Source organism: Trichococcus flocculiformis (genome assembly GCF_900113645.1).
GTDB lineage: Bacteria > Bacillota > Bacilli > Lactobacillales > Aerococcaceae > Trichococcus > Trichococcus flocculiformis.
The window spans coordinates 1-15,240 of sequence record NZ_FOQC01000058.1; the positions used below are offsets into that span (position 1 = coordinate 1).

At 48.3% G+C, this 15,240-nt stretch carries 13 protein-coding genes and 1 other annotated feature; of the genes, 2 read left to right on the forward strand and 11 right to left on the reverse strand.

Annotated elements, in window-relative coordinates; genetic code table 11:
- Nucleotides 1-413: 413 nt before the first annotated feature.
- The 7 genes from BMZ71_RS12865 to BMZ71_RS12895 all read right to left on the reverse strand — a co-directional run bounded on the left by BMZ71_RS12865 (nucleotide 414) and on the right by BMZ71_RS12895 (nucleotide 8,160).
- Nucleotides 414-1,517 carry a uroporphyrinogen decarboxylase family protein gene (locus BMZ71_RS12865; RefSeq protein WP_068561565.1) on the reverse strand — a complete coding sequence of 368 codons (1,104 nt, stop codon included), beginning with the start codon at nucleotides 1,515-1,517 and terminating at the stop codon, nucleotides 414-416.
- 1 nt (nucleotide 1,518) lies between these two features.
- The gene (locus BMZ71_RS12870; protein ID WP_086990608.1) at nucleotides 1,519-2,559 is read right to left on the reverse strand and encodes a Gfo/Idh/MocA family protein; all 1,041 of its coding nucleotides are present in this window, start codon (nucleotides 2,557-2,559) and stop codon (nucleotides 1,519-1,521) included.
- Nucleotides 2,560-2,709: 150 nt separating this feature from the next.
- The gene (locus BMZ71_RS12875) at nucleotides 2,710-3,756 is read right to left on the reverse strand and encodes a uroporphyrinogen decarboxylase family protein (protein ID WP_086990610.1); all 1,047 of its coding nucleotides are present in this window, start codon (nucleotides 3,754-3,756) and stop codon (nucleotides 2,710-2,712) included.
- 52 nt (nucleotides 3,757-3,808) lie between these two features.
- Nucleotides 3,809-4,068 (reverse strand) — a binding site (T-box leader).
- A 409-nt stretch (nucleotides 4,069-4,477) separates the two neighbouring features.
- Complete coding sequence (locus BMZ71_RS12880) at nucleotides 4,478-5,230, reverse strand: esterase family protein (RefSeq protein ID WP_086990612.1); 753 nt, start codon at nucleotides 5,228-5,230, stop codon at nucleotides 4,478-4,480.
- Nucleotides 5,231-5,245: 15 nt separating this feature from the next.
- Nucleotides 5,246-6,409: an ATP-grasp domain-containing protein gene (locus BMZ71_RS12885; RefSeq protein WP_086990614.1), complete on the reverse strand. Its 1,164-nt coding sequence runs from the start codon at nucleotides 6,407-6,409 to the stop codon at nucleotides 5,246-5,248.
- Between the two features lie 375 nt (nucleotides 6,410-6,784).
- Nucleotides 6,785-7,852, reverse strand: a complete 1,068-nt coding sequence (locus BMZ71_RS12890; RefSeq protein WP_086990616.1) for a hypothetical protein — start codon at nucleotides 7,850-7,852, stop codon at nucleotides 6,785-6,787.
- A gap of 17 nt (nucleotides 7,853-7,869) precedes the next feature.
- On the reverse strand, nucleotides 7,870-8,160 hold the full coding sequence (locus tag BMZ71_RS12895) for a hypothetical protein (protein ID WP_086990618.1): 291 nt from the start codon (nucleotides 8,158-8,160) through the stop codon (nucleotides 7,870-7,872).
- Nucleotides 8,161-8,492: 332 nt separating this feature from the next.
- Here BMZ71_RS12895 and BMZ71_RS12900 point away from each other — a divergent pair, with 332 nt between their 5' ends.
- Nucleotides 8,493-9,617: a plasmid pRiA4b ORF-3 family protein gene (locus tag BMZ71_RS12900; protein WP_086990620.1), complete on the forward strand. Its 1,125-nt coding sequence runs from the start codon at nucleotides 8,493-8,495 to the stop codon at nucleotides 9,615-9,617.
- Nucleotides 9,618-9,963: 346 nt separating this feature from the next.
- Here BMZ71_RS12900 and BMZ71_RS12905 read toward each other — a convergent pair whose 3' ends face one another.
- The 4 genes from BMZ71_RS12905 to BMZ71_RS12920 all read right to left on the reverse strand — a co-directional run bounded on the left by BMZ71_RS12905 (nucleotide 9,964) and on the right by BMZ71_RS12920 (nucleotide 13,991).
- Nucleotides 9,964-10,311, reverse strand: a complete 348-nt coding sequence (locus BMZ71_RS12905; RefSeq protein ID WP_086990622.1) for a hypothetical protein — start codon at nucleotides 10,309-10,311, stop codon at nucleotides 9,964-9,966.
- A 12-nt stretch (nucleotides 10,312-10,323) separates the two neighbouring features.
- Nucleotides 10,324-11,091, reverse strand: a complete 768-nt coding sequence (locus BMZ71_RS12910; RefSeq protein ID WP_086990623.1) for a solute carrier family 23 protein — start codon at nucleotides 11,089-11,091, stop codon at nucleotides 10,324-10,326.
- A gap of 123 nt (nucleotides 11,092-11,214) precedes the next feature.
- Entirely contained in the window at nucleotides 11,215-12,510 is a 1,296-nt protein-coding gene (rpoN, locus tag BMZ71_RS12915; protein WP_086990625.1) for an RNA polymerase factor sigma-54, read from the reverse strand.
- Between the two features lie 158 nt (nucleotides 12,511-12,668).
- Complete coding sequence (locus BMZ71_RS12920) at nucleotides 12,669-13,991, reverse strand: purple acid phosphatase family protein (RefSeq protein WP_177187629.1); 1,323 nt, start codon at nucleotides 13,989-13,991, stop codon at nucleotides 12,669-12,671.
- Nucleotides 13,992-14,447: 456 nt separating this feature from the next.
- Between BMZ71_RS12920 and BMZ71_RS12925 the strand changes: the two genes are divergently transcribed.
- Nucleotides 14,448-15,017, forward strand: coding sequence for a histidine phosphatase family protein (locus tag BMZ71_RS12925; protein WP_086990630.1), 570 nt, complete (start codon nucleotides 14,448-14,450; stop codon nucleotides 15,015-15,017).
- Nucleotides 15,018-15,240 lie beyond the last annotated feature (223 nt).

The window sequence follows — 15,240 nt, forward strand, 5'->3', positions numbered from 1 at the left end:
CTGGAAAAGAAGGTGCCTGTGCTTATCCCTGCGCTGGACAAACTTCCCAACATGCCAGCTAAATGGACAAAATTAATCTCTTTATCTCAAGATTGGCTGATGGACCAAACCCCTTAACTTTTGGCACCGGAGCCCTCTAAAAAAGAGAGAACCAATAAACTAAACAAACGGCGGAGCGTACTCTTTACAATCCGAAAAACCAATGGTTTAAAATTTTCTAAGCCAAGGGCTACTTTGTGCTGCTCCTTTTGTATACCGTCGCCCTTGACGGCAAAGGAAGAAACCATTGGCTCGGTTGTCAAGAGCGTTTGTTTCACCTAACTTTGAGTAGCAGGGCTTGGTTTTTCACATCACCTCGTTATTTTGGGCAGTTTCCATAGAATTTTTGGCACTACCGTATGTTTCCGATTCGTTTAATGGTTCGCTGTTTTTAGGATGGTAGCCTGCACTTTTTGGGCAGCCGCATGGATGCGTTGGTAAAAATCCGGGTTGGCTTCCAATGAAATCGCGCAGCCCGGCGCAAATACGATGCCCGTGTCGCCGGTTTCAGTCAGGACATCCGCCAAGCGATCGACCAGCAAGTCCTCGATTTCCTGCGCCTGATTTGAGAACGTCAGATCGGTTTTTGGCGAGATACCGCCAACCAGCAGTTTATCCGTCAGGGCACGTAGTTTGCGGAAACTTAACCGGGTTGGATCCTCCGCGTGATCGCTGCCGTCTTCCCAGTTGATGGCTTGGACATCGTAATCGATAAAACGCTCCACAGCCAAATCGACATGTCCATGCGCATGCAGGATATTGAACCAGGTGCGGTCCTTGATATAAGCCAACAGGTCATCCGTATAAGGTTTGGCGAAAGCGGCATAATCGGCTTCGGATATGTCGCCGCGCTGGCTGTACTGTTCGGCGATGAAGAAGCCGTCCACGCCGGCAGCGATCAATTCGTCCACGAACACCTTGTTGGAGGCATGCAGCACATCGAGCGCCGCCTTCAATTCCTCACGGTGATGCTCCAGAAATTCTGCAATCGGGCTTTCTTCCGGTCCGTCGACGATATGCGCGATCGAATCGTTACCCGGCGCAAATTGCTTCACCCATGACAAAGGCGAGAAGACGGTACCGACGACCACTTTTTCGCCTTTGTAGTGCTCCACGATTTTCTTGGCAAAAGCGGCTTCGCGCTGGATCACCGGATTGTCCGCCTTGAGAGGCACCAAACGGGTCAAATCTTCCGCGCTCCGGATCGGATAGTCCAGTATTTTGCCTGCCCATTCTTTCGCATCCGTCGAGAAGGTGATTGGCGTTCCGTAGGCTTCAGCGAAGAATTGGCCTTGCGACATCAGCTTGATCAGGTCCCAATCATTCTCATCCGTGAAGGCGATCGTCGCTTCGGCGAACGCCTCAACATCCCGATCCACCAACGGCATGTGACGCCACCCGGAAATGGCCGGTCTGTCCAAAGGTTGCTTCTTGAGTGCCGCTTCTATTCTTTTTCTTCCATTAAATGTTTCTGTCATGTTATGCATCCTCCTGTTCGATGGGTATCCATGTCTGTATTGCTTGCGAGCGGTAAGCGGCGGCCAGAATACGCAATGCCGTTATCCCCTGTTCCGCTGTCACGAAGGGAACTGTATCCTGTTCGATGCTTTCGACAAACTTGTCGACGATCGGTGTCAATGGTTCTGTATAGAAACCGTCCTGCGAGGGATCATCCAGGTAGGTCTTTTCCCCGTTCTTCCGGTAAAGTGCCACCGGATGCCCGTCCGCATAAGTTACGGCCGTGGCCTTTTCGCCGTAGATGACGGTCTGCCTTTCGTTCGAATAATCAAACCAGTGGGTCAGCAAGGTTCCTTGGATGCCCGAGCGATGTTGGAGTTGCAACACTGCATAATCCTCATAAGGAACCGGGCTTCCGTCCGCCAACTGCTTGCCTTGTGTCGCGGTCTGGGCCAACACTGCAGTGACGGGATCTTCGCTGAATAAGTAGTTCAACAAATCGATACGGTGGACGCCCACCTGCGCCAGAGCGCCGTTCGTATGGCCGATCCGATCGTAGAAATCGGGGACCGCCGTACCCCAACCGTCATTTTCCTGACCTTGGTTGGCCAATGTCGTCCGGTAAGCATGAATCTTTCCGAGTGTCCCTTCCGTCAGCAACTTTTTCAGCAGCTGATGTGCGGGATAAAGTCGTTGGTTATGGATGATCATCAGCTTTTTCCCCGTTTTTTCGGCTGTCTGCTGCATGCGTTCGGCCTCGGCCACCGAATCCGCCATCGGCTTTTCACACAGCACATGCTTACCGGCTTCCAGTGCAGCGATGGTGATGGGGCTGTGCGATTGTTCGTTCGTTGCGACGATAACGGCATCGACCGTTCCGTCTTCCCAGATTTCCTCAAGAGTCCGATAGACTTTTCCGCCGTACTTCTTTTGGAAAGCTTCTGCTTTTGCGATCGTACGGTTATAGAATCCAACCAGATCGACTTTTTCGTTTTTATCGCTTAGAGGGGCGTGCCGCTGTTTCGAAACATCCCCGCAACCGATGATGACGATCCCGACCATGGGACCCCTCCTTTCTGAACTCCGGCTTACCGGAATGGCTATCGTTTTTAAGTATGTGTCCGATTCTAACACGGTGCTTATTTTAAAAATAATACCGATTGTCTATCAGGGTTGACCGACTTTGGCGAACACCGCTCCTGCCGTCCTGTTTTATTTTTGCAGCGACCTCGTTTGTTTGTTGTTTTTGCCTGAGACGCCTGCCGCTGTTTGCCTTACCAATTCCAAACGATCCAGTTCAATCTGCGGATCGACAGTGCAATCCGCTCCGATGATGACCCCTGTATCGCCAATTTCGTGGATGATGTCGACCGTGAATTGGGCGATGTCCGCCTTGTTCCCCGAGTCCAACAATGTGCCGGTGTTATTGTCGAAGCCGCCGATCACCGCTTTGTTGCCGAAGAAATCTTTGCCTTCCTTCAGGCTGATTTTTTCGGTGTGTACCGCCCAGTTGTAGGCTTTGGCTTCATAATCTCGGTAGTACAACAAGTCGTTTTGATGATGCTCATAGCCGCAGATATGTAGGATATTGTAGTCGCTGACTTTGTTCGCCTCCGCCAATACCGTTAACTCACTCGGCGCGATATAATTTTGATAGGCTTCTTTGGTGGCAGTGCTGCTTTGGACGTTCTGCACGCTCAGATAGATGCCGTCCGTGCCAGCCTCTTCAATGACTCTCTGGGTCAAAACTGCGATATCCTTGGCGATTTCATTCGCCGCATAAGCAAGGGCTTCCGGTTCGGTTTCGAAGAAGCGGGTAAATTTTTCGGGATCCTTGTCCCACGCTTCGAAGGCAATCCGGATATAGTTCGCCGGCGAAAAGATATTATAGAAAGTTGCGACTTCGCCGTTGAAGGATTCCTTGATCCGTTTCACCGTCTTGACCTGCTCCGTGATCCAAGGGTGATTCGGCCCAACTGCTTGGACGTTGTAGAGGTCATCCGCTATTTCAATCCTTTTTTCCAACAGACTCGGATGCCCGAAAAAGCCATCGCTCATGATCTTTACGAAATCGGGTTTGAAGGCGTCATAGAATTCCTTGTGCCCCGCGATCACTCGATCCAAAATCGATCTGTCCTCCAAACCACGGAATTGAGCATCATCGAAAACAAAGTGAAACCAAAAGCCAACCGGCACACGCTCTGTTTCCTTGTTGTCGAAAGTGTCAAAAATCAATTGTTTTCTATTCGTCTCTGTCATATGTTTTCCTCCTAAAATGTAAAATAAAAAGCCGCCCTTCCTGGATTGTTCCAGAAAGGACGACTGTTAGATCGTGGTTCCACCTTTTTTCGCGAAAAGCTTGCGCTTGCCGCCTCAACCGGTACAGAGCCTTTTGCTGCGCTCGATACCGTTGCCTGACTAACGGGGGCGTCCGGATACGTCTGCAGGAAAATCCCTGTCAACGCATCAACTCCGAGGCCATTTTTCCTGTGCTGCCGTCCGCTCCTTTCCACCGACCAAGAGCTCTCTGAAGGACAATCCAACCAGTACTTTCCTCTTCTTTGCTTTTTTCTGTATGGCTTTTATTTGATAGACAAAGTCTACCACCGCAGCCACGGCCTGAAAAGCACACGATTCCGAACAGGATTGACAGGGAAAAACGAACAGCCGAGTGGCCGGTTGAGTATGCATGCTTGGGGAAAACATGGATAACGGCCAAGTATCCATGTTTTCGAATGCGAAAAGGGCCCAAAAAGATGAATACCGCGAAAGTATTCATCTTTTCGAATGTTTGACCTGCATAAAAGATGAATAATATTTATGAATCCATCTTTTCGAGCCGCCGCCTCACGAAAAAGATGGATAACGGCTAGTTATTCATGTTTACGCTCAAAAAAGACGGACGGCCCGCCCCCCACAACATCCATCGTCACGCAACAAAAAGTCCTCCCGGTAAAATGCCGGAAGGACAGATTTTTCATCAATTCAATTTGCCTTGCTCGTTCAGTTTGCCCAGGAAATACGGCATCTGGACGCGCCACCATTCCCAGTCGTGGTGGACGTTTTCACCCCAGAAATCGATCCAGGCGGGGATGCTCTTGAAGCGCAGCGCTTCTTCTATTTTGCGCGTGTCTTTGATGCTGACTTCTTCCCAGTTACCTTGGCCGGTGGCGACAATGATGTTGCCGGAACGATATTTGTCCAGGAACCAGCCGTCGTTCAGATTCCACAGGTAGTCGATCGGAGAATTTTCATAGACGTTGCGGTCGTGGTAATCCCCAAAGAAATAACGCACGTCATACAAACCGCTCAGTGCAATGACGGTATCAAAAGCATCCGGATGGCGCAGGTAAAAGTTCAGGCTGTGGTAGCCGCCCATGCTGCAGCCGGTCGCAATCATCGGTCCCTGATAACCGGTCTGATACTTGATGTGCGGCACCAGTTCCTCGATGATGTAGCGGTCATAGCGTTCGTGCATGTGGGCGCGGTCGTACGGACTTTTCCATTCGCACAGCCAGGATTCGTTGTCGACGCTGTCCGGCGTATAAAACTGCACCAAGCCTTGGTCGATGAACCACTGGCAGGCTTCGATCATGCCGAAGTCCGCATATTCGTTGTAACTGCCGCCAGACGATGGGAAGACGATGATCGGTTTCCCGGCATGTCCATAGCGATTGAAACGCATTTCGCGGTTCAAATGGCCGCTCCATTGTGATGAATATTCTACGTGCATCTTTTTTCCCCCAGTCTATTCGGTTACGGAAATCATGTGGATGATGTCCATCAGTTCTTGATATTCTGCCGCACGGATTACGTAGCCGAAATCCCCCATAATAGCCGCAAAAATCCCCGGCATTTCTTCAAACAGGACCACGTTGCCACCGTAACGGGCCATCACTTCCTCATGTGTGAAGCGGTAAGGATGGACGCCCTTGCGGCTGACGTAGCAGCAGTAATAAGGAAAATGCATCTGCGCCGTGAAATTTCCGGTCGCGACCAGTTCGCCATAAGCGGCATAGAGATCGGCGTCATTCGCCCAGTTCCACATGTCCATCGTATGCCCGCCAGGCGGACGCAGGTTGGCTTCCAAGGCAACCAGGCTGCCGTCAGGTAACCGGAAAAACTCAAAATGGAAGAAACGCTCGCGGACATTGAAAGCCTGCAAGAGCTTGGTGCCGATTTCACGCAAATCATCCGGCATATTGCGGTCGACATAGTAGAACATATCCGCATTTTTTTCGACGATTTCCAACACGGCTTTTTCGTACACCAGAGTAGCATCGAAAAGGATATTCCCGTTTGCATCGGTCAAGCCATCATACGTGACGATCTTTCCGTCGATGAATTCCTCGAGAATGTAGGATTCATAAGGGTTCTTCACGTGGAAAAAGTGCCCGAGTTCCTCTTCGGATCGGATTTTGTGTGTATCCGCCGCACCGACACCGGAATCCGGCTTGATGCAGACCGGGAACCCGTATTCGTGGCATAACCCGAGGGCATCGTGATAGTCACCGATGACGCGCCCGCGCGCTACCCGAATGCCGACTTCGCTGAATTTTTCTTTCATGGCTGACTTCAGTTTTACGAAGGCCATATCCTCATTTTTGAAGCCGAACACGTTGAAATCAGTGCGCAGACGCGCATCCTGTGCCAACCAGTATTCATTGTGCGATTCGATACGGTCCATTTTGCCGTGCTTGTAAGTCAAGTAAGCCACCGCGCGCAGCATTTCGTCATAATTTTCCATATCATTGACGCGGAAATACTCGGTCAGACTCTCGCGCAAGTCCGTATCCAACAACTCGTAAGGTTCGCTGGCGATCCCGAAAACATGCACGCCCGCCTTCTTCAGACCGACCGCGAAATTCTTGAAATTACTGGGAAAATGGGGTGAAATAAATACATAATTCATGCTGATTCCCTTCTCTCTTCTGAACATTAGATTATAATGAGAATGTACCATTATAACGGCAGATTTACAAGCGTTTTTCTGGTGAAAACGAAAAATATTGATACAATCGTGAGGTTCTTCTGATAAGCTAAGAATAACTAAAATCCATTTCTTCGAAAGGCGTGAACAGTATGAAAAAGATAAATCGGTTCTCAGCCAAAAGAGCATCCGCCAGGATCATTCGACTCTCATCAGATGCGCGAAGCACCCTTCTTTCCCGACAACAAAATCAGAAAACGAATGATTCGGAAACATTTTTAGCATGTGTGATTGAATCCATGGCTGAATACGACGAAGCTCTAAGGGGATTGATGGAGCGTTAACAACCTCACTTTCTTAAACGAACAGCCATTCCAAATTCAACAGTTCCGGAAAGCTGAGCATCAACCGGTTGACCTGGTCCAAGGTCAGTTCCCCCAACTCCAGTTCATCTGCCCGGATAGCATCCAATCGTTGCCTCGCGACCCCACTCACGAAAGCCAACTCATCTGTCGGTTTGTTGACAAGGAAGATCAGTTCGAACAATGCGCGTTCGACCCGATGCAAGAAAGTATCATAAAAAACCTCACCGATTCCGGTCTTTTTTGCCGATCCGTGCGCTATCTTTCCGCAAGCCGAAAGCATATGGTCGATTGTTTCGTCCGTGTCGGCGTAAAAAATGCGGATCCTTTTCTCATCCATCGAAAACCCAATGTGGTCGACATCACTGAAGTTTGCGGAGATCTTTTCAAAAGCCGCGATTATGCCCGGCATCTGAAGTGTGATCGCCCTCGATATGAGCACATCGTCCATGAACATCCGTTTGGACTGGAAATTCAGGTCCAATGGGAAGCCATTTTTTCGCAACTCAAGCGCTGCCCGATTGATGATTTCGTTGCGGAAATCGATCATGCTGATGACCATATCCGGGTGTTCCCACGTCTCGGTTCCATCAGCTGCCGCCACTTCATCCTCCTCACTGGGATCCCAGACCTTTTCCTCTACCTGTTTCTCAATTTCCTCCCAGTTATCGGGCATGCCGTAGACCATGACGAACTGCCTGCCTTGGCGGTCCACCGCTTCAACCGTCATCATTTCATGAAAATAATGATAGGCGAAGTCATCCATGAGGGCATATTCGATCCCATCGATTACCCTGGTGCCGTATGTGTTCGCCATGCTTGTGTAGAATTCTGCAGATTCGTTTTCTCCGACATAGAGCTGTTCATCCATCAAATTCAGATAGCGCAGTTCTTGGAAATGCAGTTCCAGGAACGGAAAGCCACCATCCTGAGCAGCCAATTCACTCAATCTCTCTTCAGGTATTTCATAATCGCTCAGTTCTTCCAACAAGTCTTCCCAGTCCATTTCAAAATCAGCTTTTGCCTCAAATTCATGACTCTCAAAAATATTGTCTTCATCCATTATTGTCCGCCTCCCTTTCAACCATGTAACAATGATTCGGAACTGCGCGTCCAGAGTGAATCCCAGAGTTCGTCCGTTTCCGCTTCGGTCAATAGCGCATTTTGATAATCTTCCCAAAAAACAACATTCCAGTCCCAATCCTTGATTTCCGTGAAGGCCTTTGTTTCCTTGCAACTCGGGCAATACATATGTTTGACGTGCCCCAATTTACGCTGCTCTGCTCTTTTGCGGTAAAGCACCATCTGCGCTCCGCATTCTTGGCAGATGAACTTGCTTTGGGCCATTCTCTGATCTTTATTTCTGGTCATTTTCAACACTCCATTCCTCTGAATGACAAATCCGAAGGGACAGTGCTCAAAAAACAAATGGGTATACGAAACGATTGCAACCTTTCGATATACCTATCATACACCTAGACACACACTGAAACAATTTTGTGAATTCGTCATCAATATTTCACAAAATTGACTTTCATGCCCCTTGATACGGCCGCTTAAACGGCAACTTTTTATACTGATATAACTATTTTCTGGTATGCTCATCCGCAAAATATCAGGTTGCTTCCCAACCCCATTACTGGTTATGATAGGGATACTAACACCCAAATTGCGGCAATTATTTTTGCCAAGGAGGCTCTTACGTGATTTACGAAATGACGATAGAAAAAAATCTGCTGACCGAACCGATTTCACACACAATCCGGATTGAGGAAAGTTCCACATTCGAGCAACTGTATCAAGATATTTTGGAAGTCCTCCAGGAAGAGGCTCCCAAAAATCATTCTTTCCAGATCATGCGCTCCAACGGAAAAAAACAGTCCGGCGTCACGATTCAGCCGCAACCTGCCTCTGACCAAGTGGCTGAAGATCCCTTTATTTACAACGAAGACTCTGAGAATACCTCGCTTTTCGATGAAAGATTCTATGAGAATGACACAGCCGTCAAGGACTACTTCAAGAAACCCGGTGACGCGGCAACGTACATTTCCGTTCAGGATATTCCAAATGAATACACAGTCACTTTCAGCAAAACATTAACTCCCGCAGAGGCTATCTTGGCAGAGCTCAACCAACTCATTGAACGGTCTCCCGAACGTGGAGAAAGTTATGACATTTTAAAAGGACAGTTGGATGAATTAACACAGCTATTGAATCCATCCTCCCGAAAATCGAAAAAGCCAGCCTCACCTAAGCAGCCACAAATCTATTCCTTCAAGATCACGCTCGAAAACGTCGGCGTGCCTGTCTGGAGGAAGGTGCAGGTCAACAGCTCCAGCACTTTCTTGGAGTTGCACAAAATCATCCAGATCCTGTTCGATTGGCAGGATGACCATCTGCACGAATTCAGGATCCAGAAATCGAACGGCATCCGCCAGAAAAACGTCGTCATCGAATCTGATGAAGAAGCCTCATCCCCCTTCGACAGTCTCTTTTTTGATGATGAACAGACCTACCTCTCCGAAACAGAGGAGCGTCTGCATGATCATTTCCTGGTGGAGAAGGACCAAGCCCGTTACACCTATGACTTCGGCGATGATTGGCAACATAAGATTATCCTCGAAAAAATTCTCGAGCCCGCAGAAGGAACGACCTATCCGATCTGCACGGCCGCCAAAAACGATGCCCCTTACGAAGACAGCCGTTATGAAGTCATCACCGGAAGTCTCAGCCTCCTCAACAGCAACGCCAAAGGGATCATCGCGGATGTGAATGGGGAACTGGAACGGAGGATGCATAAGAAAAAAATATCTCGGAAGACAAAGTAACATACTGTGGCGAGGCCGTTTTCCCGAATAGACCTCCAACATTCGCGGATTTCGTCTTACGTTGGGGGAGAATTGTCGAATGTCACTGCAACATCCGACAATTCCGTTCCATGCTGTGATCAAATTGTCGAATGATTTCACCTATTCGACAATTTCACCTTACGCTGAGGTTAATTAGTCGAATAGCCGTCCACTATTCGACAATCTCACCCTCCTGTACAGTTTTTTATCGGTGATGAATCGGTGAGCACAGCGATTCACTCCGCATAAGCTAAGACCCGCACCCCTGCGTCTCGATCAAAAAGCAAAAAGCCGATCTCCAAAAGAGACCAGCTTTTTGCCTTTTTCAAATAAGTTTCAAAACGAAATACAGAATAAAGATACCCGTCAATCCGTACATCATTTTTGATACCGCTTGTCGATCACCCGAAAACACTTTGATGAACGTATACAGGATAAACCCCCAGCCGATACCATCCGCGATATTAAACGTCAACACCATCATCAGCACCATCAGGATAGCCGGAAAGTATTCCGTGAAATCATCAAAATTGATGCCCTTCAGATTGTTGGCCGCTAACAAGGACCCTACAATGATGAGCAAAGCCGAGATGACCGCCAGCGGGATAAGGGCAATGAAGGGAATCAACGCGATGGTGAACAGGAAATAAACGCCCACCATAAAGGATGTCAATCCGCTTCTTCCTCATACAGCGATGCTCGTTGCGCCTTCCGCACTTGTGCAGATGGAGCTGCAGCCCAACAAACCGGCAATCATCACTGATAAAGCATTCGATTCCAGCGTTCGTTTCAATACTTTCGGTTGTTCGGATGTCAAAAAACTGACTTGTGTCCCTAAGTTCTGGAAAACGACCAAAATCAGAAGAGAAAATACGGCAACCCAGTAGTCCATCGACAGAACGCCCGAAAAATCAAGTTGGAAGACAAACGGCTCCAAGGAACCCAAATCGATGAAGGAATAGGAAAAGGAGCTGATATCCGTTACCCCTAGCGCAATGGAAATGAGAACACCGAAAATAATCGTTAATAAAAAATTGCCTTTTACATTTTTGACGAACAGGATCAGCCCGACCAGCAGCGTTGCCAAGAGCGTCAACGGCACCGGTTGAAAAATATTATTCAGTGCCACGATTGTACCCTCTGAGGATACGATGATACCGCCGTTCTTCAAACCAAGGAATATCAGGAAGAAGCCGACTCCCGCGCTCATCCCTGGGGCAAGTATCAAGGGTGAATTGGCATACAGGCCCATCAGAATGTTACTGACGGCCGTTGTCAGTATCGTCGCAATCACAACCGAATTATAATCCATACCGGCTTGAGACAAAATCAGCGCATTGACGGCCACAATATACACAATAGAGAAAAAGGAAGTCGCACTCGCCAACAGTTCGGTCCGTAAAGAACTCCCTTTCTCTTTCACATGAAAGAGTTCTTGCAATAGTTCCATCATCTCACGCTCGCATCCGGGCAAGCTGCCGCATCGGGAGCCACTCCAATTCCAACAGAGTCCAAAACAATCAAATGTAGTCTTTTACTTTTCACAATTCCCCTCCTTTCTGTTGCTTGCTACAATTCAATCGAACCGTTTCCTTTTCGAAGTGGCTGGGATGTTGAGCTCCGTCCTGTACTTGGCCACTGTCCGCCTCGAGATATCGATTTTCTCTTGGACCAACAGATTGACTATTTTCTGATCGGACAGCGGTTTGTGCTTGTCCTCTTCCTCAATCAGTTTTTGGATCATCTGTTGGACCGACGTTGTGGAGATGGCGTCTTCATTTCCCGATTTGGCTTTCCGGGACAAGAAGTATTTCAGTTCATAGAGACCCGAATCTGTTTGGACATACGTATCGTTTATTGCGCGACTGATGGTCGATTCGTGCAGATTCAATTCCTCGGCGAGGTCTGTTAATTGCAGCGGAACAAGCGGATGCGCTTCATCAAAGAAAAAAGCTGCCTGTCTGTGCACGATTGCCGTGCTGACGCGTAAAATCGTTTCACTGCGGAGCGACAAATTTTCCTGCAGCGATTCGTACTCTTTCTTTTTTTCCCTGACATACTTAACGACTTCCTTGTCCTTCATTTGCTCCAGTTCCTCTGCGTAGGCTTTATTGAAGGAAAGGATTGGCACGCCGTAGCGGGCTTCGGTTATCTGAAGTTGTGCATCTTTGATGGTGACAATGATATCCGGTCTGATCGAGATTTGCTCATCGGCTTGGAATGCTGACCCGGGAGAAGGATTCAGATGCTGGACAAAATCGAAAACGGATTGGATATTTTCTAATGTTACCGCATATCTTTTAGAAATGGCGCCCCATTTTCTGTTGATCAAATCATCAAATGACTCTTCCAACACGATATAAGCGATATCGGGTGCATCCTCCCGCCGTTCCGTCTGCAGCATCAGACACTCCTGCAGGTTACGCGCCCCGATGCCAGGCGGATCGAGTTGCTGCAGCAGTGTCAAGGCATCCATCATTTGGATCGGGGTGGCCTTCGTTTCAGCAGCAGCTTCTTCGATGCTTTTGATGACATACCCCTTATCGTTCAATTGGTTAATCCACCAAACAATCAAGGTGCGGAGGTAGGTATCCCGATAAGTCAGCATAACTTGCTCCGTAATATATTCATAAAGGGATTGTTTACGGTCAGGTATCCAACTCAAATCATTGGCTTGACTGCCGCTTCTGGAAACCCTCGACTCCCTTACTTTCATCTGCAGAAACGGATTATCCAAAACCTTCTGATTCAGATAATCGTGTAGTTCGAGATTTCCTAACTGAAGTATATGGATTCCTTGCAGCATCGTTTGGGAAAGCGTTTGCTTTTGTGTCTGCGTTTGGGTAAGATTTTGGTTTTGGCTTAAGTTCACACATATTCCTCTTTTCTGATTCAACTCTAGTTCGATGATGCATGCACTGACACTATAACATTTTTCGGTAAAAAATGGCTTTATTTTGGCGCAAAAAAAACGTTACCCTCGAGAAAGCTCATCCGAAGGCAACGAAAAGACTATCCAGCTTTTCTCTTTCATTCCCCCGAATCCACCTTCACAATGCTGTAAGCATCCACAACCGACTGATCGGCGGTTTTATAGGTTGTGAAAGTTAGGGAATCGTCGGTCACTTCGACATTCATAAAAGTCGGTTCCTCCAACTGCAGCGCAACGGCGGCATAGCGTTCATAGACGGAGGAATCCTGCATGTCGTAATATTTGGAGTCAGAAGCTGAGTTACCGGTCAAATACAGTGTGCCTTCCGGATCGACAGCGGCGCCTGCCTCATCGTAGGCGATTTCCTCAACGACCGCATCGCCTTTTATCTGATAGGTTCGCACATAGACATGGTCATGCCCCATCAAAGCCACATCGATATCAAGTTCATCGAAGACCGGTACCAATCCGTCCCGGAAAGCCAACACATCCTCATCGCGCGCATGATCGGCACTGCTGTAGATGGATTTATGCATCAGCACAATTCGATGCGTAGCCTCCGGATTTTCCGCTACAGCCAATTCCATTGCTTCCCGATGCTCTTCGATATTGTTTCTTTGGGTGTTCAAGGCGATAAACAGCGTGTTCCCATAGGTAAAATAAAAGTCACTGCCGGCATCATCCGCGCCCAGCCCCGTCTCGTTGGGCGGATTGAAATAATCGGCAAAAGGCGTGTAATCATGGTTGCCGATTAGGGTCATGATCGGATAGAAGGTCAGTTCTTCCGGAAAGAAGTAGCCGTCATATTGGTTCAAATTGTTGGCGATATTCACCTGATCACCCGCCGATACAAGGAAATCCGTATCAGGAAACATCTCCGTCGCAACCGTCACTGTCTTGTCCCATCCATCCGCATCGATCTGCGTGCCGTCGCCGGCCCCAATCTGCGGATCGCCGAAGAAAAGTAAATTGAATGCCCCGTCCCAAGCTTCTTGGGTCCGAAAAGAGTAGGATTCCGACCAGGCTCGATAGCCGTCCCCGAAGCGGTAGGTGTAGAATTGGTTTGGTTCCAGACCGGAAACGGACGCTTCGTGCGTAGAATAACCGCTCTGCGTATCCGCAACCGTCGCTTCAAAAATTTCAGTCGATAGAACATTGCCTTCCTCATCCAACAAACGCAACTCAACGAAACCTTCTTTGTTCGTTTTCGGAGTATGCCAGCTGAATGTCCGCTCCGTTTCGTCTGAACCGGGGGAAAAAGCAATATAGAATGCGTCCAATTTTGTCGGATCTTTAGTGGCTGAAGCCGAATCTCCGACTATGGTTTCTGTAGTCGATTCATTCGTACAGCCGGTTGCAAAAAACGTCAGAAGCAACGTTGCAAACAGGATCTTAGTCCTGTATTTTCTGTTTAACATCATTGATCCCCTCCAAAACGTCATAGGGCCATTGACAATAAGTTGATTTGCTTCCATTATACAATACTAGGCCTTAATCAGCATTGTCGATGCTTGCACTGCCGTACGTCACCTATACCTGGTCGTTCGGATTTCTGAAGAAAAAATGCTTCAACTCATGATAAGGCTAAAGAAACTGCCCATCCCAATCGTTTAGCTGGAAGATTTGGACGACAGATTACCTGCGGAGGGCGCGCTGAAAATGCTCCTCCGGCGAGAGTTCTCCCACCGGAGGACAGCGGTACCTTGCAGGTTCTTCTCCGGCAAGCCTATTCTAATCGGAGCACAGACTTATAATGTGAAGCGTCCTCCGGCATATCCTTCGTTCGCCGGAGGACAAACCTCATTGTTGTTGACGTATCACCCGAAGCAAGTAGTATAATGATAATGCATACGCTTCACAGTTCAGGAGGATTCCATATGAAAAAAACCTTATACTTGATGCGCCATGGCCAGACGCTTTTCAATGTCCGCAGAAAAATCCAGGGCGCCTGTGATTCACCGTTGACGGAGCTCGGCATCCAGCAAGCCGGAATCGCCAGTGCCTACTTTGATGATATCGATCTCGACCACGCCTACAGTTCAACTGCCGAGCGCGCCAGTGATACACTGGAGATCGTGACGAACGAATTGATGCCTTACCAACGCCTGAAAGGACTGAAGGAGATGCACTTCGGCACTTTTGAAGGCGAGAGCGAAGACCTCAATCCCAAAGACAAGAGCACCTTTTTTGTGCAGTACGGCGGCGAATCCGGCGATCAGGTAATGGAACGGATGGTCCGTACTTGCACCGAAATCATGGAACAGGACGACCACCATACTGTGCTCGCCGTTTCCCACGCCGGCGCCTGCATCCACTTCTTGCGCGCATGGCAGGATCCGCATGAAGTGATTAAGAACGGCATCACCAACTGCTGCGTCTTCAAGTACGAATACGACGTAGAAGCGAAAACTTTTGCGCTGTTGGAAGTCGAACGGCATGGGTTTTAAGGTTCCTTGAAAACAAATCTGGATAAATAAGAAAAGTTAAGGAAATGCCTCGAAATAACGAGGCTTCCCTTAACTTTTTTGCGCTTTTCCCACATTTAATTGGTTACCTGAGAAGCCGAAACGATGAGTAACTCAACTTTCGCACTTGAAAAACCTATTTAACCCTTTGATATATCAATGTTTTTAAAGTCTTTAATATCAAAAATGTGCGCAAAAAGACACC